Here is a 20,524-nt window from a genome sequence, read left to right on the forward strand (position 1 = left end):
GCCTTATTTTTATCTAAGCTGATAGATTTATTATTCTTGTTTTTAAAATGGCTTGCTTAAAAGTCTAACGAGCTTCTAACGCCATTGAGATGCTTAATCAAATAGTGATTGATAGAAATATTCAATATCATGCGTCAAAGCATCTTCAGCTTCAGGTTGTAAATTGCCATCTTTATCCATAGGTAAGAAAGGACGAGCAGGGATATTTCCCCAAGGTAGTGGTACATTTCTTTTGTTGTGCCCGTATTGCCCTTGCTTTGCACCAAACTGGTGGGTAGCGGCTTTAGGGTCATTTGTACCAATAACAACCTCCTCTTTATTTACTTTGGTGCTGATGCTATTTCTAAGCTGTCCAGTTTGATAAAGCTTTTTGCCACCTTTGCGTTTGGCAAGCGTGACAGCACTCAGTCCTGCCCAAGCAGGTCGACCTTCACTGTCAAAGTTATCTTCAACCACTGTTAAAAAGCTACTTGCGATTGCATGGCCGAGTTTACTTGTATCATTTAAATGTGTAGACACAGATTGTAACTTATCAATCAGTGCTTGATTATTGATCTGAATAGTTGTCATGTTTTATACTCGTTTATACCTTGTTAGGGCAGTAGTTTCCAAATAGAAAGGTTGCGGGGATCTTTCCTTTGCATTATGACGTGCAAGTCGTCCGCTATTCTGACAAGGCTCATTTATCTAATTTTCTCAAGTAATCCAGACTTGACATTCCCATCTATAGATTCAGTCGATACTTTAAAAATACTTACAATCTCCATGACACCATTTTGTGGGCGTATAGACAGCTTCAACACACTACTTTCTGCATGTTTTTCTAATACAGGTACCATCAACAGTACGCTGTCATTTTTTATATCCCATAATACCTGTTTCACATTTCTGATGAGGATAGGGAGCTGTTGCCACTCTTCAAGCGTGGGTGCATTACCTGCTTCACCATGTCGTTGTGCCTTTTTACCGACCATGAGATGATCACTAATCGTTAGTATCGGGCTTTCAACTGCTTGATTCTTGGCTGTTAAAAACTCAATATCTGTATTTTGTAATACGCCAACAGTACTGGTTTGCCGTTGGGTGCGACCAAAACTCATCGCATTATCGACAAAGGCTTGATGAGCTTTTAGACGGGTCGGTGCTGTTAAAATAGCCTCAACTGCTTTGAGTCCAGCTGTATTGCCAATCAGTTTAGTCGCCCGATCTGTGAGTACTTTGTCGATTAAATAGCTTGTTGCAGGTGAACCATTGAAGCCCGCAGCAGGGGCAAAGGTAAGTGTGCCGTCTTTGGTGGGAATATTAAACTGAGTACGTTTTACAGTAACATCTGCACCTGTTTGTCGATCTGTACCTACACGTTCATAAATCTCGGTGCTGTGACCTTCGCTGTCTAAAATATCTTTGCCTTCAACTTCACTGGCTGAACGTGCAATGACCCGACACTTACAACCCCACTCAGATGGTGGATAAGCGACTGACCAAAAGCCATCATCAAAACGAAAGATACAGCCATCTAATGCTAAATGTTGTTTACGTGGGTTCTTAATGGTGATGTGCCGCCATTCCCAATAGGGTCGGGTATCGGTTGAGGCGAGCATTGCTTTATAGCGTCCTGCACTAAAGGCACTTTGCATGTTGGTGTCATAAATTGTACGTAAGCGTCGAGGGCTACCCAGTTGTACTTCTTGGTCTTTGCCTTCAGGGTTTTTAACCACCTTTTTACCCCACCAACCTTTGTCTTGTAGGATAGGCGTTAGATTGTCTTTCCACTTCTCAAAACTTTGTCCAGTTTCTAACGCTGTAATCAATGATTTTCTAATGTCTTGAAGTACATCGATACGAGCGACTTTGGCGACTGTAAAGGCACGACTATGGGCATCATCTAGAGTTTCATGCCAATCCCAACCCAATTTAAAGCCTTTCTTTTTGAGGTAATCAATGGCATCGGTAGGTGGTAAGTCAAATAAAGCGTTGAGTTCAGGGCGTTGAGGGGTATGGCTCATGTTTCAGCCTCAACGCTTAAGCGGCCTAACATTTCACAAGCAAAAATCAGTTGGGTCAGGCGCTCTTGTAATGCAGGTTCATCATCTGTCGGATATAAGTCAGAAAGTAGCTGTAAAACTTCATCTTCATTATTTTGATTTTGAATTTTTTCAATAAGTGTACTTAACCATTGTTCACTAATCGTTTGGCTTTCATCTACTTGTTGGTTCAACAAAAGCTGCATGGCTTGGTCTTCAAGCGGGATTTGTGCGCTATTGGATGCCACTAAATGGTTAATGAGCTGTGGTTGATAACGATTGGCAGAAAGGTTAGGCGTTACAGGTGCACGTTGTAAAATTGCTGTTTTATCATCTTCAGGCTCAGGAATACCAAGTTTTTGATGCACCCATGAAGTTGGAATTTTCACACCAACATCGACTAATGCGGGAATAGATTTACTAAACTTTTCTAAATCTTCAGTGTCTGTGGTATCAAAATAAAACTTAGGATAACGGTCAGGGGTAATGTTTGGATAGTTCAAACGCATTAAATAGCTAACAAGGCTATCATTGATTGAACGTGCAAGCTGAAGTGCATCTGATTTCTTAATGGTATCAAACTGTACTTCATGCGTTTTACTCTGTGCATGTGTACTGGTTTTACCATCGGCTTGGCTGAGTAACGTACCGCCAACAATAACTTTGGAGGCAGTTTTCTCACACCAATCAATCAAGCTAAAGTGATTTTTAGTATCGCCATTTGCTGCACTTTGGAAATCAATTTTCATGCCTTGCGGGATGATGCCGCCTGCATTACGACCAATGCTCATCACAGCACGGGCAAGGGTCATTTTCTCATCTTGGGTTGCTCCGCTTGGATATTGTCCAATACGAATGGGTAAGCCATAAATCTCTAAAAATTCCATGACATCACGTGTGCCATAGTTTTTAAATAGAAAAGGCCATGCCAAAATACGGTTTAGACCTGAACGTGCAATGTAGCCCGACTTGGCTTTGTGGTAGTGAATGAACCAACCAAAGTCATTAAATTCACAGCCCATCATTGAGCCATCATTAATGCGTAATGTGTTGGGTTGATCGTATGGTGTTAAGAAGTGGCGAGGGTTAATATGCTCAAAGCTTTTTGGTAGCCATAAGTTACCAAGTTGTTGCCATTCAATTTCTTGGCAACTATAGCCATGACCGACTGCATCCATTGCATCGAATAAGAACATTTCAAAGTTCTCAATGTCATCAATCCATTCACGGACTTCTTCAGCAATTTTTCGTTCTTGGTCTGTTGAGTTTTTAGGTGGATGCATACCCCATGGTAAGCTATTCACAGCTTTAATACGTTTGTCCATTTCACTAAAGATATGACCGTCACGCTCAACCATGTCTGCCCATAAGTCGGCTTGTGTGGCAAGGTGGCCTTGCTCACCCTCAGTAAGCATTTTATGCAGTTTGGCAGGTGTTAAACCGATGACAGGATGTTCTTGCCATTGGTTGGCTAAGAATGTAATCCCTGCGGTTTGATTGCTTTCTAACGCTTGTCGGTTTTCTTTTTTTCGTTTTGCCATAAAAATTAAGCACAATATAAAATTGTGCTTAATTTGAATCAAATATGGTTTTTGTTCAGCGGGAAAGTATTCCTAGTAATTGGTAATAATCAACTCGGATTTTTTCCCACGACTTTCAACTTTTCTACCTATTATATAAGCAAGTTCTGTTTGTTGAATATTGAATTCTTTGTAAATTTCTCTAATGTCAGGATGGTCATTGATAGAAAGCATGACTTTTCCATCACATGAACTCATCAGGTCAGCAAGTTTTTGGTATTGGTCTAAACCAAACTCCATACCATAACCTGATAGTTTCCAATATGGGGGATCTGCATAAAAGAAGGTATGTGGGCGATCATATTTTTCAAAGCACTTATCCCAACTTAAATGCTCAACAGTAACACCTGACAGCCTCAGGTGCGCTTCACTGAGTTGTTCTTCAATTCTGAGTAAGTTTATAGGCTTTGTTGTCGTGGCTGTTCCAAAAGAGCGACTTGTCGTGTTCGCACCAAAGGCAAGTTGCTGGAGGTAATAAAACCGAGTAGCTCTTTGAATATCTGTCATGAGCGATGTATCTGCATTTTTAAGCCAGTCAAACATTTGACGGCTGACCAATGCCCATTTAAATTGTTTGACAAACTCCTCAAGATGATTTTGTACTACGCGATATAGATTAACTAGCTCACCATCTATGTCATTAATTACTTCAACTTTTGATGCAATTTCACGCATAAAAAATAAAGCGCCACCGCCTGTAAATAGTTCTACATAGCATTTATGTTCAGGAATATTTTTTGTTAATTCCTTTACGAGACGTCTTTTTCCACCTTGCCAAGGAATAATCGGGCTAATTTTCATGCAACTACCTGTAAAAACGTTAGAATTTATTAAAAACGTTAGAATTTTCTGATAGCCTAGCGTTGCTATGTACATGGCAACGGGGCTTTGCTTAAGACAGGTATCTTGTCGAGAGGGGCTGTGTATGTGACCGCATATACAGTTCCCCCGTTCTAATCGTATTTTAGGTGGTTATATAACAAGAAATTATGGGAAATTATTCCTTGTTTGGAATGAATGTTTTTTAGTTTATTGTGGACTAAAGTTATTTGCGGCCATCTGAAATAACAAAGAATATCTTATTGAGTTCAGGGCTATAGTTTACGGTGTAGTCATATCCACGTATCCTTTTTTGAGCTGCTTTCTTGGGGTGGCTAGTTGCATCATGTACTAAAGCTCCGACAGTGATTACTGTCTCTGTTCCTTGTTTTGATGGGTTGATTGCTTCAGATGCTCCAACCATTGCTGTAAGTATGGTTGTTTTCTGACTATCGGTCTTAGGCATTTCTGCAAGTATTAAAAGCTCTCTTAAAGTGTTGTCATCATTGATAGGAGCAGATATTTTTAATAAATCCGTTTTTGTTAAAAGTTGAACAATTGAATATTTTTGATCTGCCTCTTTAGTAACTTTCTTGATTTTGAAAATAGTGCTTTGGGGATCAATTTCATTCATTAAGATATTAAAAATATTTTTGAAATTTTGAGCATTGATATTTAAACTTTTATAATTCATTCGTTGAATGTAATTAGTGGGTGGTTTGGTTATATGGTTCTCATTGGCTTGTTGTGCTTGAACTGTTTCAAAATTCACCATACAAATCATTGCTGTTAATATAATTTTTCTCATAATTCCCCCTTATAAAGAGGGTCTCATGTTACTTGGTTTTTCTTGAAATTAAAAACAGCCCACTTCGCTAAATAATCCATCAATCACATCATCTTTTTCTAACTTACTAGGCTCAAAAAACTCAATCGGTGCGGTTGGGTTTTTACTTGCATAGTCAGCGAGTAGGTGAGCAATGGCACTATCGCCATGACGGTCTTTATTATTGGCATTTGTTTTACCTTGCGCGGGAATACGTGCCACACCATTGACCATCACAAAAGCTCTATGATCTTCAATCACATCGAGATCGGCAGGCATATTCTCAATATCGCCATCTTCTAAAGATGCTTTAAAGTGAGGTGTATGATCTCGATACCACGTTTCTGTCAGCATCACAGCTTCAACCCGTTCACCATAGCGTACTTGCATCGCTTCAGCTAAAAAGCCACCATTACCACCCGCATCATGTGCAGCCTTACTGAAGTTTGGAAGTTGTGCCACCATTAGCTCTAAAAACTTCTCTTGTTGCTTGTAGGGTACTCGGAACATCTCAAATAAAAAGGGAATACGCTTTTTAGTATTTTGCTGTTCGATCAATGGCCAAAAAGAGCAAGCATTGCGTTTACGTGCAAAGTCCAAGCCATAAAAGCTTTTGGCTTTCACTGGGATAGCATCAAGTAATGGCTTTAGGTGTTCATCAAAGAAATCTTCAACATCCGCATTACGAGCTTCCTCACTCACTTTGTCAAAGTCATCCCAACCTTTTGGTGCTTCAAAGCGAATCACAGGTACAGTAGTATCTTTGCGGTTCTCCAGTAAAGAATGAGGCAACCAACGACCGCCGCCTTTGCTAGGTATTACATCCAACTCCTCATCTGAAGCACTGCCGTAAAAGTCGTAAACTTCCTGTACCCATTCGGCTTCTTTCTCTTTACAGTAGGGTTCACCTTTACGCATACACACACGTTTATATAAACCTTGTTCTACGGCTTCTTTAAAACTTGTACGGTGTAGTGAGCCTTTACGTTTACCTGCACGTATCTGATTAATTAGTTCGTTAAAGGGATTGTCTTCACCATCATGCGTGCTAATTACACGCACACAGCCACCCCAAATTAATAGAGCAAGGGCAGCTTTTAACAGTTCATCTAACGACTCATGGAATGCAGCTTCATCTAAAATGACACGTCCTTGTCGTCCACGTAAGTTCGATGGGCGACTGGTCAAGGCCTCAATACGGTAGCCCGATTTAGGAAAACGAATAATATAGGTTTGAATATGTTTGTCACCATCTTCCCAAATACCTTCCTCAACCGCATCGGCTGCAAGTCCATAGGCTCTTGCCCACATCGCACAGGCTTGAATAAACTCAACTGTCATATCTTTGTTATAGCCAAGATAATAAGTATTTTGTCCACCTGCTTTTTGGTCACTCGCAGACTCAAGTGCCGCATCGGCAGCTTCTGCCCATGTGAGTCCAATCCGTCGTGACTTCTCGCCAATCTTGAGCGGACTACGATCTGCAATCCATGCTTGTTGGTAGGGTAATAATACCGCAGGTACATCACTGTTAAAGTCAGGTTTAGGAAATGGTGAGTCAGTCATTAGTCTGCAATTCCTAAAATTTGTTTTCTAATTTCTGTTGCTGTTTCATTCGACAGTCCACCTTTTTTAGCAATCTTCTCAACTGCTTTAGCTGCTTTTTCAACTTTGTCTTGAACTTCCATTTGCCACTTTTTCTGATTGACTGAGGCTTTGGTAATCTCAGCAATGCCTTTACTACAACTTGCAATGAGTGCCAATCGTTTTGCAGGATCGGCATTTTCTTCATTGGCTTGTTGCAAAGAAATCAGTGCATTAAAAAGCTCTGTTTGTACCAATGATAAGACAGCGGCAGAGCGTTGGTCGCCATCATCAGGTGCGGCATCGGCAATAAGAAGTGCCGCTTGCGTACTGGCTTGTACGGCTGCAAGCTTCTGTTCTAGCTTTTGCCCATAGCGATGTACACTAGATTTACTAATGTTATAGCCACGTTGTTGCAACACATGGGCAATTTCTTCATAACCACAAAAGCCTTTATCTCTAAACCATGTGTTTAACCATTGCTTATCTTCTTCATCAAGCAAGTCAACCGCAGATTCTCTTGCCATGTGTTAGTTCCAGTACTTCGTTGGGCGAGCAATTCCCGCAGGGCAATGCACTGTATAGTCGACAACATCCACACCATTACTGTTCAGCTTTGCATGCCAATGCCCATCAGGTTTTTTATCAATGTCTACAAGCGCACGATCTTTTAAGTACTCAAGTTCGCTATGTAGCTCTGTTGGCGTACAATCTTCATAAAGCGATTGAACCACAGTTAAAAGCAATTGATCTTGTGCGCCTATTGGACGTGCTTTATTCAGGGCGTTGAGTAGATTCCAACGCAAGTTTTCACGTCGTGCTTTAATAATATCTGTCATTTCTTTTGTACCTGTTCTTTATGGACATTGAGAAGTTGAGTGGCCACCGCATCAAGCTTTGCTTCAATAATTGTTTGCCCACGAATGTAGTCATCACGCCCAACATAGTTTTGCGGTACTTCAGCTTTGAAATGTAAAAACTGTCGTTCTAAATTGCGAATTTCATCTTGTGCTTTAAGCGCTTGTTTACCGATTTCTTCAATCTTCTGATTAGTCACATTAAAATTTTGCGTTAGATTATGCTCGGCACGAGTTAGAAAATGTTTAACTGCACCAACGAGTGTGCCAATCAAAGCCCCAAGCAATGAAATGATCTGCCATGTTTCGAGCTGTATGATCATTCCACCACCTTTGTTTTGGTTTGGTTGATGAAACGAGTAATCGTGCCAATCATTGCCAGTGCTGCAATCACTCTGTTTTGAGTTGCATCAGGCAATAGCTTTAAAACTTCTTGTGGAATTCCAAAAGTTGCAATGTAACAAATTAAGCCAAATGCCCAATTAGAAAACCATAGCCAACCTTTACGCCAGTTGTTGACAAGCTTTTGAGGTTTAGTTGCTGATACTTGTTCTGATGTATCGCTCGTTTCTTTCTTTTCTTCAGGTAGATCATTGTTACTCATACGGTATCAGTTGCTCCGTATCGTAAGTTTTGAGCAACACGACGTACCCAACCTTTACCAAACACGCCAAAGGTACTGAGCTTTGTGTAGAAATCTAAACGTTCAGCATTAAAAAGCGCGAGTACATCACTCAATGGTTTTGCTTTAATCGCATTAATGGTCATCAATCCAATGATGCCATCATCAGCAACACATACAGCACGTTGTAACATCCGAATAGCATTACCCGTACCATGATTCACAGCAGCATCAAACAGTTGATAACTGAGTTCACTTGGGTATTGGTCAGCTTGAATACGTTGCCAAAACGCAACGCGATAAATAGACTTAGCTTGCTCAATGCTCATGTCTTTCATAGAGCCGTTATAGCCATTTGCTCTTGCTGTACTTGCCGTAATTCCCCAAATTGTTTCCCCGCCTTGATCATTCGGGTTGTTTACATAGCCACCTTCATGACCTAAGGTACGCTCGAAAACTTCATCAAAACTAATTGTCATATAGGTTAATTAATATAAATAAAACCCATAGTGGAGGAAGTCGATTTATTAAAAAATGGGAATCAATTCCGTAAAAAAGGCTGCCTGAGGCAACCTTAAAAAAGCGAGTAATGTATATCACTAAGCCTCAAATAAACTCAGTTGATCATCATCTTTTTTTTGTTGTTCGACATCATGCATTTTGCGTTTAATTTCACGAATCCAACGCTCTGTAACTTTGTACTTTTTAGCAAGCTCTTTGTTGAGCTTAGGCTTACCACCCAGTTCTCTGAGTTCTTGTTTAATTCGTTCATCACGTAAATAGTTAATATAACGGTCAGGCTTTGGAATGTAGACCATTTCTCCATTCCAAAATTGTGCAAGTTTTTTTAAGTTGTTGAAGCCGATGAATTCAGCCAATTCGTGACTTTCAGTGACATTAGTCGAACGAGGGAATTTGTACTCTGAGCCACCAAATTCACTCGATAAAGCAAGTGCAGTACGGTAATCAGTAAGCTGAACAATGAGTCTGAGCGTCTCAGGAAGTTTGTTGATTGAACTGGATTGCATGGCTGACTCGCTTTTTTTTGTACTCTAAAGCCGCAACTATACGATAAAGCTCATTTACACTGCAAAATTCTAACGCTTCTTTATTAAACATTTTTTTAGCTATTCCTTTTGCATAGTTCCAGTGTAGCTTATGATCTGCAAGAATAGCTTCAATTTTATTGATAAGATTCTGCTTTGAAAAGGCGACATCAGGCTTTTGACCAAAATCTTTTTTAGCAAAACCTAGATGCTCAAAATGTTTTAATACCTTAATCAATTGATCATCATTCAAATGTTTTGCAGAGCGTTCACCTGTCACTTGTTCTAGTAAGTCACGGTAAGTGTCATCATCTAAGCCCAGTGACTTTTTAGCCACGTGAATAGTGGCAAGGCGTTGGTTACGAGTTGGTTTTTTCATGATCTACTGCCTTAGATAATGCCGCTTGATTGACTTGATGCAATGCTCGGTCAAAACCGCCATTGGAAATAAAACAGTCCATCGGATTGTTTAGATTCAACATGTAATAATCTGTTTTACAGGTCGTACAAACAGTAAAACGTTCAAACGTTAAACCACATTGATGACATTGAAAATGAAATGCTGTATGACTCATATTTTATCTCGCTGCTCGTCAGTACTTAGTCACGACACTAAGTAGACAAAAGCACGACCTGAGCCGTGCTTTTGTTTCGCTTAATTCACCGCGTCTTTTAGCCCTTTACCTGCTTTAAAGCTAGGTTGTTTACTGGCTTTAATTTCGAGTGGTTCACCTGTAGCAGGGTTGCGACCTGTACGTGCTGCACGCTCTTTAATACTAAACGTCCCAAAGCCTAAAATAGCCACGTCACCGCCTGTTTTTAATACTTCAGTAATACTGTCTTCAAAAGCATTTAATGCAGTACTTGCCTGAGTCTTTGTTAAGCCTGATTTTTCAGCAATCGCTTGAACAAGTTGTGTTTTATTCATAATGAATTTCCTTGGTTTAAATATTGGCAAAATCTAACGAAATCGGTTGATATTTGCCGTTATTATCTCGCTCATAAAAGCGAATATAATTCTTACTATCGGTGACCATAATACTGTCACTAATTGCTTGCATGGCTTTCTGCCAACGCTCATCTTGGATATCGTGTCGACGCAAACTGAGTACACGACCTGTCGATATTTTTCCTTCTTTATCTACTTGGAAGGCATCATTAACTAAAATTTTAATATAGCTATTAGAACCTTCAGACCATGACTGAATACAGTCATCAATCAGTGCTTTAGCGGCAGCAAGACGTTCATCAAAACGAATGGAGTCCTGATTTTGACGCACAATTTTATACGTTCCATCAAAACTTAACAGAGTAACATTGCCTTTATTACCGCCAAGCTGAATGTCATATTGTTCTGCTGAAAGCTGAATAAAAGCAGCAACATCTGCAAAAGCTTTACGTTTAAAAGCCTGCATTTGTATTTGTAATGCTTTGGCTTCTTCAATTAAGTCCTTGGTCAGATCATCACGTTCTAGTTCAATAGGCTTAATCTGAGCTTCAGGAATCAAACGGCCTTTTGCATCTTGTTTGAAGCCGAAAGGGATATCTACAACTTGATTCATACTATTATCCTTTATTAGTGCGTTCAAAACGGCTTTGACATTCAATACAACGTGTAACTCCACCAAGCTTGCGACGTTGCTCAGGAATCGTGGAATCGCATTCAATACATTCAAGTAAGCTACTTGACTGAGAGTGACTTCTAGCTGCTAAGCTATGTGCCAAATTCTTCTCAATTACAGTGTTTGCAATATCTGCACAATCGGCCATTATTTATCTCCTTTATTACACTGTAATGTGCAACTTTGGCACGCACGCCAGTGACGCATTTCAATAGGGTTTTGTGTGGGTGCATTACGCTCTTTGTATTGCTTGCACTCACTATTTAAAAGTGATTTATTCAAGTGAGGGCATTGCACTTTATTAAGTTTTGTCAGTACCGCCTCAATTAAACGATCTGTTTTACCGACGTATTTATCACGTAAAGCAAGCGATAAACTGCAACGTGCATAACCAATCTCATCAGCAACCTTTTGTAAGCTACCTAACTCAGCAACACGCTGTTCTACCAATTCTTTCCAGTTGTTAACCATGATGAATACTCACTAACAGGCTAAGTACGCATACCAAAATCATGAGGATGACTAAAGCAATCCGATACAGGTGCTGCTGAAGCTGAGCTTTGTGCTTGTAGGCTTCAAATTGAGCCTTAATGTTGTCTCTTTCTTCAATCAAATGGACGCGATGTATATTTGGGCTACGCATAGAATTCATCCATTGCACCGTGTTTTATTTCATCATCAAGCTCAGGACGTTCTGAGTACATGGTTTCATTCAAGTTAGGGTCAAAAACCTGCTTTACTCTTTGTACTTGTGGTGGTTTAGCACCTGTATTCATACTAGGTAAAAGCATATATTTGGCTTTACCACCTGTTGTTTTTGCTTCTTGTACTCTTTGAACATATCCTGCTTCATAGAGCATTGATAAGTAACTACTGGCAGTAGACACCTTGACCTGAAGGTCATCATTGCTTGATAAAGCAGCCAACTCATCAGGGCTAACAGCTTTCTGTGTAATACGTAAAGTATTCCACATTGCTTTATTACCAGTGATGCCTAACAACTCTCCAGACTTAGTCATCTGAGGGTAGTGATAGCCCAAGTCTTGAACTAAACGATAGACTTTTTGTTTCACCTGACAGTTCGGGTGGTGTAGTGGTTGCATTGAAATAACTCTAACTAGATCGGCTTTAGCTAGTTGATTAACGAAACTACGTGCACTGTCATATTTCATGCTACCTAAGTCCGCAACTTGCTGAATTGTGAACTCTTCTGCATTGTCACGAATGGCAAGCCAAACACGTTGGCGAGGTGTTTGATACGGTTGCTTTTTGTTTGGCATAAGGTCTTTCAATGATTTAAAATTTGGCTTAAAAAATGCGATATCCATGAGAGCGACTCCGTTCAGAAACTACGAGGTTTTGGGCTTTCGCCTGTTACAAATCCATGCGGTAAAATCTCCGCAAGATTGTCTACGGTTACGTGTTTACAGCCTTCTTCTAAAGCGAATTCATGGAGCATTTCCAAATTTGTAGATACACGACGTGTTGACCCTCTAACTGATGCAAGTAACTTCTCAAGTACAGGTCGATCAATTTCAATTTTGGGTGCGTAAATACTACTTAAACAGATGCAGTCATCTAAGTCAGAAGGTAATGCAGGCACCCAATTAAGGATTCGACCGTGGAAACGTTCCCACTTTTCTAATTTTCGAGCCAGTTGTTCTTCACCAATAATTAAAAATGTACCTTGTGAACCCTCATATAAGTCGCGCACAATCTCTACTTTATTGCCATTCACTAGATGATCAAACTCATCAATAATCAGTGGTCGACCTGATTTTGCAAGCTCTGCACTGGCTATTTGCATCATCTTACTCAAGGTGGATGGGGCAGGAATACTCATCTCACGTAATACAGATTCAATGAAAGATTTCTTAGTATCACTAGACTTTACTTGCACATAAAATGCATTGGCTTTGGTTGCGACAAAGTTGGCTGCTGTTGACTTACCGAACCCTGATGGGCCATAGAAAGCAGAAATACCAGGCAACAACGGATTACGCTTTAAAGTACGTTGTACAGCTTCATAGCACTGTGCGATATTACGAATATTAGCGATACCGCCCATTTGAGTATTGACATTCTGTGTCATTTAAATCACCATATAAAAAGTAGTTGGTTGTTTTTTGTGCTGTACTCCACATACAGCACAGTCTCAATTTATGCTTGACGGCACTCTAAGTAGCTTTTGAGTGTTCCGTCAGACATACTAATTTGTTTAAACTTCTTAGAACTCGGGAAGAGCTTCCAAAAATCTTGGTCTTCCTCAGATACAATTTCCCCCGCTTGAATTTTCTGATCGATCTCAATCCAACGTTGAATTTTGTCACTTTTAACAATAGGTCTTTCATCTTCTAACGGCATACGCTTTGCCTTAAAAAACGGTTGATTCTGTTCAGGCTCTACAGGTAATGCATGTAATTCCTCCATTAATTTTCTGCGTTTCATTTCATCAAACGGAATAATGTCTTGGTTATTAATGTGCTCTAAAACAGCTTTTGGACTGACTTCTGCCAAAGCTTCTGCCTGATGTACAGCCAGTCGTCGCAAACGACCTTGTGCACGTTTCTCAACAGCTTGCTCAATCTTAGTTTTAGGGAAATAATCACGCTTATTCGCATTCCACAATGCATGACAAATAAACTGACCCTCAACATTACGAACAGTAATTTTGTCGGCATTATGGATGTCATATCCAACCAATACAGCATCACCGTGAAACTGCTCTAGATCGGCACTAAAATAACGATTACCAAATAGCTCAATTTCACCGCGACGAACTTTGCGTTCTTCATACGGGCGGAATAAATCTTCGGCATCCCAGTCCTCAACTAAGTCAATGGGAGCACCTTGTGAGATAGCCTCATTCCATGCTTCAATCGGTGTTTGATACCGCTTTTTTAAAGTATTCGGATCTGTGAAACGTTTTAAGCCACTGTGTGGTTTATTGTTATATGCATCAACAACTTGCTCTGCATAACAAAGAAAGTCCTTCCATGTCATCAAGGCTTTTGCACTACCAAACTTTTTGATTTCGTTACGTGTCAACTTGTGTACAGCATTACTGGCTTCGTTATCCATGTCTTTACCAATATATGTTGGTAAATTTCTTGCTGCTTTTACCCATAAAGTTTGGTGGCTACGCTCAATAATTCCTTTCGCTTGCGAGTTATACGGTAGGGCATGACTAATTTCTGTATTCAAACGAGCCAGTACCCCGTGCCCCTGAGCATTTAACAAGTCATTCTTATAACCTGAGCCGTTATCAACATAAAAAATTGCAGGGATACCGCATGTTGTTGCACTCATACGAATTGCATCAAGTACACACCAACTACTTTCAGATAATGAAATTGACCAACCTACAACTCGACGAGTCGCTACATCAATAATAGATGTAATTTCAGGTCGAAATGGTCTGCCGTGTAGTGGGTGAGCAACTTCAGCATCAAAGCAATGCCCATCGGCTGTATATACATCAGATGGCAATAATGACTCTGTACCTCGACGTATAAATGGTTGTATGTTGCGTAACTCTTTCGTGCCCATACGACCACGCATTACCTCAACATTTCCCATTTTCTCTTTTAGAAACCGTCTTGCTTGTGCATAGCTAGGGCAGGGTGATCCATTTAAATAATTTGGAAGTAGCTCCATACAAGCTGCAAGCGTTGGTTTTTGAGGCTGTCCCCATACTTTAATTAAAGCATCTGCCCATACAGGTATTGGATTTATACGTTGTTTAGGTGCAAGTACACTAAGTACAGGAATATTATGCTTTTCAGCATCATCAACCGCCTTCATCCAGTCAAATAAAGAACGACGGCTAACAGTACGTGTTGAACCTGACTTCGCATTTGCTTTATTTAAAGCATCTAATATTGGCTCAGGCAATTTTTGATCATTAGCATCATCAATAAACTGCTGAATAGTAGGTGTTTTCTTTTGACCTGCTTTAATTTTTTGCTCTAAATAACGAACGATAATTAGCTTATGTGCTGCTATTTCTCTTTGGGCATCAGTCAAATGACCTTTACTATCTATATGTATAGGCAGTTGCTTTTCTTTAGGTAAACTTGGCTTTGGATTGATATGCTTATCAATAATTAATGCCAACTCAATAGGCACAATAAAAAGTTTCTTAGTCCCATTTCTACCTGTAGACTTTTCAATCTCAAAAGACCAGTTTTCTTTTTTAGCACGATATTCAAAACCTTGGCGGTTATTTGGATAACTGCTATTTTGAATGACAGATTGCAATTTAACGAGTTCCTGAATACTATACAAACGTTTCATCTATAGATCCTTATTTCTAAGGTTACGTGGATAAATACGTTTATTTTGATTAGTCCAACGTGTGGGAAATAGAATATGCAATGGGATATTTAAAAAGTCAGAAATGATTTGTTCCCCTTTTTTACTTGGCTTATCTAATGCATTTCGGATTGTTTGAGGTGGAACATCATATATTTTTGCTAGAGCTGTCAAAGACTTACATCTTCTTTCTATAGCTGCTTTAATTTGATGTCTATCCCAACTTTCTAGTTGTTTACACATGTGAAAAATCCCTAGCCCCTGTGGCTTTTTTTAATACCGTTAGATTAGGCGTTTGCCATATCTAACGACATGTTAGTATGCAAAAGTATTCAAATCAATACTTTTGCATACTAAAATTGAGATTATTTTATTCAAATTATATAACTAATTGTTATTTAATATTATTTTTATGCAAAAAAAGTATTCATTTTTGCATACCTATTTTGCATTTGAGGAGATAAATATGCAAAATGATGAGGCAAAAGAGTTTTGGGATAGACTGACCTATTTAATTGGAGCAGAAAGACCTTACTCTTGGGCTGAGAATAGAGGAATAAACAAATCATCATTTCAGTCAGCAAAAAATAGAGGAACAAAGCCTTTACCTAAAACAATAAAACTATGGGCTGAGCGTATAGGGTGTAATTATGAGTGGCTCAACAATGGAGTGGGAGAGCCTTATACAAAAGAAAGTAACAGCTTAAATGATCCCAAAGAAAAAACCTCTGTAGAACAAGAGCCAAATTTAAATAAAGACTTACTAATACAAGCATTTAATGCGTTAGAAAGCTCATTACAGAATGCAAATAAGGAAATGGAACCCAAAGGGCGAGCACGCTTTATTAGTGCCTTATATGAGGGATTAAGGAAAGATGATGGTATTGATATACAGGTGTTGTCTGATTGTATTTACACGATTGAAGAAGCATTAGCATTAAGGCGACAACTAATGTCGTCCAAGGCTAAGGCACAGCTTATATTATCTATATATAGACTGTATATTTGTAATACTTCTGATAATGAAGTCATTCAATCAACAATCAAACAATTAGTAGGTAATTTTTATGATGGAGAATAATAATATTTTTAGTATCAATGAGATGCAAACAACTAAAAATATTAAAGAAATTTTTGATGCTGAAGCCAAAGATAAAGATGTTGTAATACAGTTGAAGCTAAAGAATAAGGAGATATTTGAACTAAAGTTCAATTTAGACTCTATAGATCGGCCAAACCAAGATATCAATAAGATTGTTGGTGTAACAGTTGAGAAACTCCTGAATAGAGTACCAATACTATTAACGGTGCAAAATGAAATGTAAAAATAAACTGATATGAAAATAATTATAAAATTTAGTGCAAAATAAAGGGTAAATTGGTATTTCACTAATTTACCCTTTTTAATTTCTTCAAACTCTTATATATCAATGCTTTCATCCCACATTATCCCACCTGGTCACACACAGTCCCACATACGTGCAGTGCAGAATAAGTTAGTAAGTCACACTATAATGAAAAAATCAAAATTATCTTGCGTGATGCTCATATGGCTGAGTCTTATGCTAACAGCTTGTCAGAGCAACTTGCCTCAGCAAATAAAAAGCTCAGCACTGTTGATCGACAAACCGAAACAGAATATACCTATAAACTCGCAAACGTATTCCAAAGTTGCGTTACAGAATATAGAAAAATGGCAGAAAATGCTGATAATGCCACAGCTACTCTGAATAGATTAAGTTATTGATATTATAAAATAAAATGAGTTTATGATTTGACGGGTATCTATTTTTTAACCGAATATTCGGATAGTTCATAAAATTACTTGCAAAATATACTGGGTTTAGATAAGATTCATGCCAGAACGAATCCTTTGAAATACAAAGAGTTGTCGTTTGGGCCTATAGCTCAGTTGGTTAGAGCAGCGGACTCATAATCCGTTGGTCCCGTGTTCGAGTCACGGTGGGCCCACCATTATTAAACCTCGTAATTTTTTGAGTTATGAGGTTTTTTAGTCTCTAGATTTCCAGTTTTTATGCTGTTCTGAAGGACTGCAAAGTGGTCTATCTTGTGTAAGTACTATGTGAATCAATTCATATAAATTCTAATGGTTATACAACAGTAGAATTTGATAGTGATGTAAAAATCACTGAAAAAATGGGTTAGTTCTTAAATTTAAATTATATCTATGATTAATAAAATTTTTGGTATAAACAATCAAAGTTTGAAGTCAATGTGTAATCTTTTAACTGGTATCAAACAAGTATTTTATTTTATTATTTTCTTGCGTTTTCGACCGATGATAATGTGAATAGGTAGAAATATAATTACAAATATACCCATCCAAATATGTAGCATTTTGGCCGTTGCCATCCATGACTCACCACTGTAATACAGGGCAATACCACTAAATGCAAGTATAAACATGGTAATTAACATCGGAATACCAGACTTTAGATTTCTTTTCGTTTCTAAAGAAAGTTGTATATGAATGGGAATTAATGAACCAATTAAGATAAGCATGAGACTTGCAGAAATACCATGTAGTTTTAGAGTATATGTTGTCCATATGGTTGGATCATACATTTTCCAGTCTTGTGTATAGGCAAAATATAGCCCTGTTATACTTAAAACTGACCATATAACATATAAAAATGTTCGATGAAATTTGGGTAGGCGAATAGAAACTTTCACAACAGATCCTAAAATGATTCAGTCAGTACAGCATGTGCACCAAATTTGGCTAAACAAGGGTGGTTCGTATTTAAACTTGTTGCAACTACTTTTGTTAATGCATCTGCAAGCCATGCTTGTGATGCAATGACACTAAAACTTATATTTTTTACAATTGACTCACCTGTGAAAGGATGAATAAGATGAGAAATTTTTTTTCCTTGCCATGTTTTTTCGGTGAAATAACTTGCAGATGTTGCGATGGCACCATTTGACAACAAACCTATAGATTTTACTTCAGAAGGTCGATCTGGATTACGAATACAAATTTGTTCATTCATTTGACCTAAAACTCTTAAGTCTCCACCTGCATTGACCACTGCATTTTTGATACCACGTTGATTTAACCAATGTATTGCTAAATCTACTGCAAAACCTTTTGCAATCCCACCCAGATCAATGGCTATGGGCTGTAAGAAACGGACTTGATTATTTGGTAGCAATTGCATGGCTGATTGATCTATAACTTGAGAAATATGACGATGACGAACTGGTAAGTATTCAAGTTGCATTAGCTTAGATGCCACGGTACAGTCAAATAATCCATGGGTATATTGATATATTTTTTGTGCTCGACACAGCACTTGATATAACCAAGGATGAACAGTCACAATTTTTTGATATGCATTTGAATTTAATCGACTGAGTTCACTTTCAGCATGGTGAAAACTCATAATATTCTGGACATCTTGAATGATTGCATAAGCTCGATTAATTATATGATGTACATCTACTTCGCTCATGTCAGAAGTCTGATCTACTTTTATTTCAACAAATGTACCTAGAAGTGGCCTAGAGCGGACTATTTTAATGACTTTAACTCCATTGCATAGAGTCCCATAATACGGTGAACACCATCGGTGATATGTTTAGAAGATAAGGTTGCACCACTAATATTTTGAATATCTTTTCCTAAAGTAATTGCAGAGCTTGAAGTTTTACCCACAAATTGCTCACGCCAAGAAGCATTTCTAACTTGAGAACCATAAGTTTCGGTGTACTCCATAATCTCAATTTGTTTTACTGCACCTTTTGCATTAATACCTACGGCATAAGTAATCATTTCATGCTTTCCTAAAACCTGATCTATTACCAACCAATCACCTTCTTTTGTTTTAAAAATTTGATCTGTTTTTAAAGGTGAGGTAATACCAGATACTTCTTTTAATTTCTTTTCTTGATCTTTCGTGAGTTGAATATTCTGCTGTGTCAGTAGCTGATGAGGAAAAATAACTTGTTTTACCTGTTCGGCTGTTAAGTATGTTGTTGCATGCGAAACAAGTGGTGTAACGAATAATGTTGCACCGACAACAGATGTCCACTTCATAATAAACCCCTATTTTTTGAGGCTTTATTTTTAACATTTCATCTTAAATATTTCTTAAATTTAATAATAATTTAAGGAAAAGTGATAATCATTATATTTTAGATTAACGAAAGAGCAACAATTAATGCACATGCATTCTGTAAGAAAAACAATATTGTCTCTATGTTTGGCACTTGGTGTAGGTCATCTCTCGCATGCAGGTGAAAGTTTATTCGGATTTGCTTACACACTTGACACACAGCCCAAAGGAACCTTTGAGTTTGAACAACGCTTTGATGTTACTCATGGGCAGAGAACAGGTACATATAATTTAGGTCTATATCGTTCAGAAATTGAATATGGCCTAACCGATAATCTTCAAGTTGCTGGTTACCTAAATGCTTATTCTATTCAAGCAAAGAAAAACTATTTAAACGCAGATATGTGTGAAGGCCATACAGATGGCGAACCATGTACTGCAGGTTTTGGGGTGCCAAGTAGTGCGCACGATTCAGATTCTTATAATAAATTTAAAATTGATGGTGGCTCTCTAGAGCTAATTTGGCGTATTTTAAACCCAGTAACATCTCCTGTTGGTGTAGGGGTATACATTGAACCAACGCTCGGTCAACTTGAAGACTCACTTGAAATGAGACTTCTTTTACAATCTAACTTTTTAGATGATCGTCTTATTCTTACACTGAATTTCTTATATGAACCTGAAAAAGAAAAATATGATGATGCAGGAACAATCAGAAATTCAATGGGTGATATCCTTTATGGAGCGAGTTATCGTTTTGCACCAAACTGGTCTGCAGGTATAGAGGGTCGATATCATACCGATCATGATGGTTATTTTTGGAATACACATACACAAACAGCTCATTTTCTTGGTCCGACAGTACATTATGCCAGTGAAAAATGGTGGGCAACAGCAAGCTGGCGTTATCAATTAGAAGGTAAATGTTATGCAGATGGAACGGCTGATTGTTCTGTACGTACAGGATACGATAAAGTGTCTGATAACCATGGTAAAAACCAGTTTGTCGTAAAATTTGGTTTCCCATTCGGTTAATAAAGTGATTATGCTAGCGTAAGAGCGAAAGCCTTTATGCTAGCCAAAAATTCCGTTAAGTTTAGGTAAAAATAACAAAAGTCTGCAAATGTTTTTATGCACCTCTTATAGAGCAG

29 protein-coding genes, 1 tRNA gene and 1 other RNA gene are annotated in these 20,524 nt (G+C 38.4%); 5 read left to right on the plus strand and 26 right to left on the minus strand.

The genetic code is table 11. The annotated features are described in order from the left end of the window. Nucleotides 1-93 precede the first annotated feature (93 nt). The 23 genes from I2F23_RS07725 to I2F23_RS07835 all read right to left on the minus strand — a co-directional run bounded on the left by I2F23_RS07725 (nt 94) and on the right by I2F23_RS07835 (nt 15,537). Nucleotides 94-570, minus strand: a complete 477-nt coding sequence (locus I2F23_RS07725; RefSeq protein ID WP_195772019.1) for a phage virion morphogenesis protein — start codon at nt 568-570, stop codon at nt 94-96. A 113-nt stretch (nt 571-683) separates the two neighbouring features. Next, on the minus strand, nt 684-2,006 hold the full coding sequence (locus tag I2F23_RS07730) for a phage head morphogenesis protein (protein WP_195772020.1): 1,323 nt from the start codon (nt 2,004-2,006) through the stop codon (nt 684-686). Beyond that, a complete protein-coding gene (locus tag I2F23_RS07735; RefSeq protein ID WP_195772021.1) occupies nt 2,003-3,565 on the minus strand; it encodes a DUF935 domain-containing protein in 1,563 nt (520 codons plus the stop codon). The genes I2F23_RS07730 and I2F23_RS07735 overlap by 4 nt, the downstream gene beginning before the upstream one ends. Nucleotides 3,566-3,637: 72 nt before the next feature. Further along, on the minus strand, nt 3,638-4,405 hold the full coding sequence (locus tag I2F23_RS07740) for a DNA adenine methylase (RefSeq protein ID WP_195772022.1): 768 nt from the start codon (nt 4,403-4,405) through the stop codon (nt 3,638-3,640). Nucleotides 4,406-4,649: 244 nt separating this feature from the next. After that, complete coding sequence (locus I2F23_RS07745; RefSeq protein WP_195772023.1) at nt 4,650-5,231, minus strand: hypothetical protein; 582 nt, start codon at nt 5,229-5,231, stop codon at nt 4,650-4,652. 48 nt (nt 5,232-5,279) lie between these two features. Continuing rightward, nucleotides 5,280-6,815: a hypothetical protein gene (locus I2F23_RS07750; protein ID WP_195772024.1), complete on the minus strand. Its 1,536-nt coding sequence runs from the start codon at nt 6,813-6,815 to the stop codon at nt 5,280-5,282. Further along, nucleotides 6,815-7,360: a DUF3486 family protein gene (locus I2F23_RS07755; protein WP_195772025.1), complete on the minus strand. Its 546-nt coding sequence runs from the start codon at nt 7,358-7,360 to the stop codon at nt 6,815-6,817. Before I2F23_RS07755 ends, I2F23_RS07750 begins: the two co-directional genes overlap by 1 nt. Before the next feature lie 3 nt (nt 7,361-7,363). Further along, entirely contained in the window at nt 7,364-7,672 is a 309-nt protein-coding gene (locus tag I2F23_RS07760; protein WP_195772026.1) for a hypothetical protein, read from the minus strand. After that, on the minus strand, nt 7,669-8,013 hold the full coding sequence (locus I2F23_RS07765) for a hypothetical protein (RefSeq protein WP_195772027.1): 345 nt from the start codon (nt 8,011-8,013) through the stop codon (nt 7,669-7,671). Before I2F23_RS07765 ends, I2F23_RS07760 begins: the two co-directional genes overlap by 4 nt. Next, nucleotides 8,010-8,294: a DUF7940 domain-containing protein gene (locus I2F23_RS07770; protein WP_195772028.1), complete on the minus strand. Its 285-nt coding sequence runs from the start codon at nt 8,292-8,294 to the stop codon at nt 8,010-8,012. The genes I2F23_RS07765 and I2F23_RS07770 overlap by 4 nt, the downstream gene beginning before the upstream one ends. Next, nucleotides 8,291-8,791 carry a glycoside hydrolase family 108 protein gene (locus tag I2F23_RS07775; protein WP_195772029.1) on the minus strand — a complete coding sequence of 167 codons (501 nt, stop codon included), beginning with the start codon at nt 8,789-8,791 and terminating at the stop codon, nt 8,291-8,293. The genes I2F23_RS07770 and I2F23_RS07775 overlap by 4 nt, the downstream gene beginning before the upstream one ends. A 120-nt stretch (nt 8,792-8,911) precedes the next feature. After that, entirely contained in the window at nt 8,912-9,340 is a 429-nt protein-coding gene (locus I2F23_RS07780) for a Mor transcription activator family protein (protein WP_195772030.1), read from the minus strand. Beyond that, nucleotides 9,309-9,737 carry a gp16 family protein gene (locus I2F23_RS07785; RefSeq protein WP_195772031.1) on the minus strand — a complete coding sequence of 143 codons (429 nt, stop codon included), beginning with the start codon at nt 9,735-9,737 and terminating at the stop codon, nt 9,309-9,311. Before I2F23_RS07785 ends, I2F23_RS07780 begins: the two co-directional genes overlap by 32 nt. Next, nucleotides 9,718-9,933, minus strand: a complete 216-nt coding sequence (locus I2F23_RS07790; RefSeq protein ID WP_195772032.1) for a hypothetical protein — start codon at nt 9,931-9,933, stop codon at nt 9,718-9,720. The genes I2F23_RS07785 and I2F23_RS07790 overlap by 20 nt, the downstream gene beginning before the upstream one ends. Nucleotides 9,934-9,938: 5 nt before the next feature. Then, nucleotides 9,939-10,015: hammerhead ribozyme type II (locus I2F23_RS07795), an RNA gene on the minus strand. Then, nucleotides 10,014-10,286 carry an HU family DNA-binding protein gene (locus tag I2F23_RS07800; RefSeq protein ID WP_195772033.1) on the minus strand — a complete coding sequence of 91 codons (273 nt, stop codon included), beginning with the start codon at nt 10,284-10,286 and terminating at the stop codon, nt 10,014-10,016. The genes I2F23_RS07795 and I2F23_RS07800 overlap by 2 nt, the downstream gene beginning before the upstream one ends. A 16-nt stretch (nt 10,287-10,302) precedes the next feature. Then, nucleotides 10,303-10,920 carry a DUF3164 family protein gene (locus I2F23_RS07805; protein WP_195772034.1) on the minus strand — a complete coding sequence of 206 codons (618 nt, stop codon included), beginning with the start codon at nt 10,918-10,920 and terminating at the stop codon, nt 10,303-10,305. Between the two features lie 4 nt (nt 10,921-10,924). After that, nucleotides 10,925-11,128: a TraR/DksA C4-type zinc finger protein gene (locus I2F23_RS07810; RefSeq protein ID WP_195772035.1), complete on the minus strand. Its 204-nt coding sequence runs from the start codon at nt 11,126-11,128 to the stop codon at nt 10,925-10,927. Further along, a complete protein-coding gene (locus I2F23_RS07815) occupies nt 11,128-11,451 on the minus strand; it encodes a LysR family transcriptional regulator (protein ID WP_195772036.1) in 324 nt (107 codons plus the stop codon). Before I2F23_RS07815 ends, I2F23_RS07810 begins: the two co-directional genes overlap by 1 nt. Before the next feature lie 164 nt (nt 11,452-11,615). Beyond that, nucleotides 11,616-12,308: a hypothetical protein gene (locus I2F23_RS07820; protein WP_195772037.1), complete on the minus strand. Its 693-nt coding sequence runs from the start codon at nt 12,306-12,308 to the stop codon at nt 11,616-11,618. Nucleotides 12,309-12,322: 14 nt separating this feature from the next. Then, entirely contained in the window at nt 12,323-13,072 is a 750-nt protein-coding gene (locus I2F23_RS07825; protein ID WP_195772038.1) for an AAA family ATPase, read from the minus strand. A 68-nt stretch (nt 13,073-13,140) separates the two neighbouring features. Further along, nucleotides 13,141-15,276: a Mu transposase C-terminal domain-containing protein gene (locus I2F23_RS07830; protein ID WP_195772039.1), complete on the minus strand. Its 2,136-nt coding sequence runs from the start codon at nt 15,274-15,276 to the stop codon at nt 13,141-13,143. After that, the gene (locus I2F23_RS07835) at nt 15,277-15,537 is read right to left on the minus strand and encodes a helix-turn-helix domain-containing protein (protein WP_195772040.1); all 261 of its coding nucleotides are present in this window, start codon (nt 15,535-15,537) and stop codon (nt 15,277-15,279) included. Nucleotides 15,538-15,760: 223 nt separating this feature from the next. On the opposite strand from I2F23_RS07835, the gene I2F23_RS07840 reads away from it, so the two are divergent. The 4 genes from I2F23_RS07840 to I2F23_RS07855 all read left to right on the plus strand — a co-directional run bounded on the left by I2F23_RS07840 (nt 15,761) and on the right by I2F23_RS07855 (nt 17,268). Beyond that, nucleotides 15,761-16,375 (plus strand): hypothetical protein, encoded by a 615-nt coding sequence (locus I2F23_RS07840; RefSeq protein ID WP_195772041.1) that lies wholly within the window; start codon nt 15,761-15,763, stop codon nt 16,373-16,375. Beyond that, entirely contained in the window at nt 16,362-16,619 is a 258-nt protein-coding gene (locus I2F23_RS07845) for a hypothetical protein (RefSeq protein WP_195772042.1), read from the plus strand. The genes I2F23_RS07840 and I2F23_RS07845 overlap by 14 nt, the downstream gene beginning before the upstream one ends. Nucleotides 16,620-16,843: 224 nt before the next feature. Continuing rightward, nucleotides 16,844-17,041, plus strand: coding sequence for a hypothetical protein (locus tag I2F23_RS07850; protein ID WP_195772043.1), 198 nt, complete (start codon nt 16,844-16,846; stop codon nt 17,039-17,041). Nucleotides 17,042-17,191: 150 nt separating this feature from the next. Further along, a tRNA-Ile gene (locus tag I2F23_RS07855) sits at nt 17,192-17,268 on the plus strand. A gap of 294 nt (nt 17,269-17,562) precedes the next feature. On the opposite strand, the gene I2F23_RS07860 is transcribed toward I2F23_RS07855, so the two are convergent. From I2F23_RS07860 to I2F23_RS07870, 3 genes are read right to left on the minus strand one after another with little or no spacing between them, the layout of a single operon-like run. Continuing rightward, nucleotides 17,563-17,988 (minus strand): hypothetical protein, encoded by a 426-nt coding sequence (locus tag I2F23_RS07860; protein ID WP_195772044.1) that lies wholly within the window; start codon nt 17,986-17,988, stop codon nt 17,563-17,565. 8 nt (nt 17,989-17,996) lie between these two features. Beyond that, nucleotides 17,997-18,839 carry an FAD:protein FMN transferase gene (locus I2F23_RS07865; RefSeq protein ID WP_323127189.1) on the minus strand — a complete coding sequence of 281 codons (843 nt, stop codon included), beginning with the start codon at nt 18,837-18,839 and terminating at the stop codon, nt 17,997-17,999. After that, on the minus strand, nt 18,830-19,354 hold the full coding sequence (locus I2F23_RS07870; protein ID WP_195772046.1) for an FMN-binding protein: 525 nt from the start codon (nt 19,352-19,354) through the stop codon (nt 18,830-18,832). Before I2F23_RS07870 ends, I2F23_RS07865 begins: the two co-directional genes overlap by 10 nt. 124 nt (nt 19,355-19,478) lie before the next feature. Here I2F23_RS07870 and I2F23_RS07875 point away from each other — a divergent pair, with 124 nt between their 5' ends. Then, nucleotides 19,479-20,408, plus strand: a complete 930-nt coding sequence (locus I2F23_RS07875) for a DUF6662 family protein (RefSeq protein WP_211140202.1) — start codon at nt 19,479-19,481, stop codon at nt 20,406-20,408. Nucleotides 20,409-20,524: the final 116 nt, after the last annotated feature.

Source organism: Acinetobacter pollinis (genome assembly GCF_015627175.1).
Classification (GTDB): Bacteria; Pseudomonadota; Gammaproteobacteria; order Pseudomonadales; family Moraxellaceae; genus Acinetobacter; species Acinetobacter pollinis.

What these genes read in the sequence shown, in the direction of transcription:
- I2F23_RS07725 (WP_195772019.1), bottom strand. Translation starts at nt 570, where the DNA reads ATGACAACTATTCAGATCAATAATCAAGCACTGATTGATAAGTTACAA.
- I2F23_RS07730 (WP_195772020.1), bottom strand. Translation starts at nt 2,006, where the DNA reads ATGAGCCATACCCCTCAACGCCCTGAACTCAACGCTTTATTTGACTTA.
- I2F23_RS07735 (WP_195772021.1), bottom strand. Translation starts at nt 3,565, where the DNA reads ATGGCAAAACGAAAAAAAGAAAACCGACAAGCGTTAGAAAGCAATCAA.
- I2F23_RS07740 (WP_195772022.1), bottom strand. Translation starts at nt 4,405, where the DNA reads ATGAAAATTAGCCCGATTATTCCTTGGCAAGGTGGAAAAAGACGTCTC.
- I2F23_RS07745 (WP_195772023.1), bottom strand. Translation starts at nt 5,231, where the DNA reads ATGAGAAAAATTATATTAACAGCAATGATTTGTATGGTGAATTTTGAA.
- I2F23_RS07750 (WP_195772024.1), bottom strand. Translation starts at nt 6,815, where the DNA reads ATGACTGACTCACCATTTCCTAAACCTGACTTTAACAGTGATGTACCT.
- I2F23_RS07755 (WP_195772025.1), bottom strand. Translation starts at nt 7,360, where the DNA reads ATGGCAAGAGAATCTGCGGTTGACTTGCTTGATGAAGAAGATAAGCAA.
- I2F23_RS07760 (WP_195772026.1), bottom strand. Translation starts at nt 7,672, where the DNA reads ATGACAGATATTATTAAAGCACGACGTGAAAACTTGCGTTGGAATCTA.
- I2F23_RS07765 (WP_195772027.1), bottom strand. Translation starts at nt 8,013, where the DNA reads ATGATCATACAGCTCGAAACATGGCAGATCATTTCATTGCTTGGGGCT.
- I2F23_RS07770 (WP_195772028.1), bottom strand. Translation starts at nt 8,294, where the DNA reads ATGAGTAACAATGATCTACCTGAAGAAAAGAAAGAAACGAGCGATACA.
- I2F23_RS07775 (WP_195772029.1), bottom strand. Translation starts at nt 8,791, where the DNA reads ATGACAATTAGTTTTGATGAAGTTTTCGAGCGTACCTTAGGTCATGAA.
- I2F23_RS07780 (WP_195772030.1), bottom strand. Translation starts at nt 9,340, where the DNA reads ATGCAATCCAGTTCAATCAACAAACTTCCTGAGACGCTCAGACTCATT.
- I2F23_RS07785 (WP_195772031.1), bottom strand. Translation starts at nt 9,737, where the DNA reads ATGAAAAAACCAACTCGTAACCAACGCCTTGCCACTATTCACGTGGCT.
- I2F23_RS07790 (WP_195772032.1), bottom strand. Translation starts at nt 9,933, where the DNA reads ATGAGTCATACAGCATTTCATTTTCAATGTCATCAATGTGGTTTAACG.
- I2F23_RS07800 (WP_195772033.1), bottom strand. Translation starts at nt 10,286, where the DNA reads ATGAATAAAACACAACTTGTTCAAGCGATTGCTGAAAAATCAGGCTTA.
- I2F23_RS07805 (WP_195772034.1), bottom strand. Translation starts at nt 10,920, where the DNA reads ATGAATCAAGTTGTAGATATCCCTTTCGGCTTCAAACAAGATGCAAAA.
- I2F23_RS07810 (WP_195772035.1), bottom strand. Translation starts at nt 11,128, where the DNA reads ATGGCCGATTGTGCAGATATTGCAAACACTGTAATTGAGAAGAATTTG.
- I2F23_RS07815 (WP_195772036.1), bottom strand. Translation starts at nt 11,451, where the DNA reads ATGGTTAACAACTGGAAAGAATTGGTAGAACAGCGTGTTGCTGAGTTA.
- I2F23_RS07820 (WP_195772037.1), bottom strand. Translation starts at nt 12,308, where the DNA reads ATGGATATCGCATTTTTTAAGCCAAATTTTAAATCATTGAAAGACCTT.
- I2F23_RS07825 (WP_195772038.1), bottom strand. Translation starts at nt 13,072, where the DNA reads ATGACACAGAATGTCAATACTCAAATGGGCGGTATCGCTAATATTCGT.
- I2F23_RS07830 (WP_195772039.1), bottom strand. Translation starts at nt 15,276, where the DNA reads ATGAAACGTTTGTATAGTATTCAGGAACTCGTTAAATTGCAATCTGTC.
- I2F23_RS07835 (WP_195772040.1), bottom strand. Translation starts at nt 15,537, where the DNA reads ATGTGTAAACAACTAGAAAGTTGGGATAGACATCAAATTAAAGCAGCT.
- I2F23_RS07840 (WP_195772041.1), top strand. Translation starts at nt 15,761, where the DNA reads ATGCAAAATGATGAGGCAAAAGAGTTTTGGGATAGACTGACCTATTTA.
- I2F23_RS07845 (WP_195772042.1), top strand. Translation starts at nt 16,362, where the DNA reads ATGATGGAGAATAATAATATTTTTAGTATCAATGAGATGCAAACAACT.
- I2F23_RS07850 (WP_195772043.1), top strand. Translation starts at nt 16,844, where the DNA reads ATGGCTGAGTCTTATGCTAACAGCTTGTCAGAGCAACTTGCCTCAGCA.
- I2F23_RS07870 (WP_195772046.1), bottom strand. Translation starts at nt 19,354, where the DNA reads ATGAAGTGGACATCTGTTGTCGGTGCAACATTATTCGTTACACCACTT.
- I2F23_RS07875 (WP_211140202.1), top strand. Translation starts at nt 19,479, where the DNA reads ATGCACATGCATTCTGTAAGAAAAACAATATTGTCTCTATGTTTGGCA.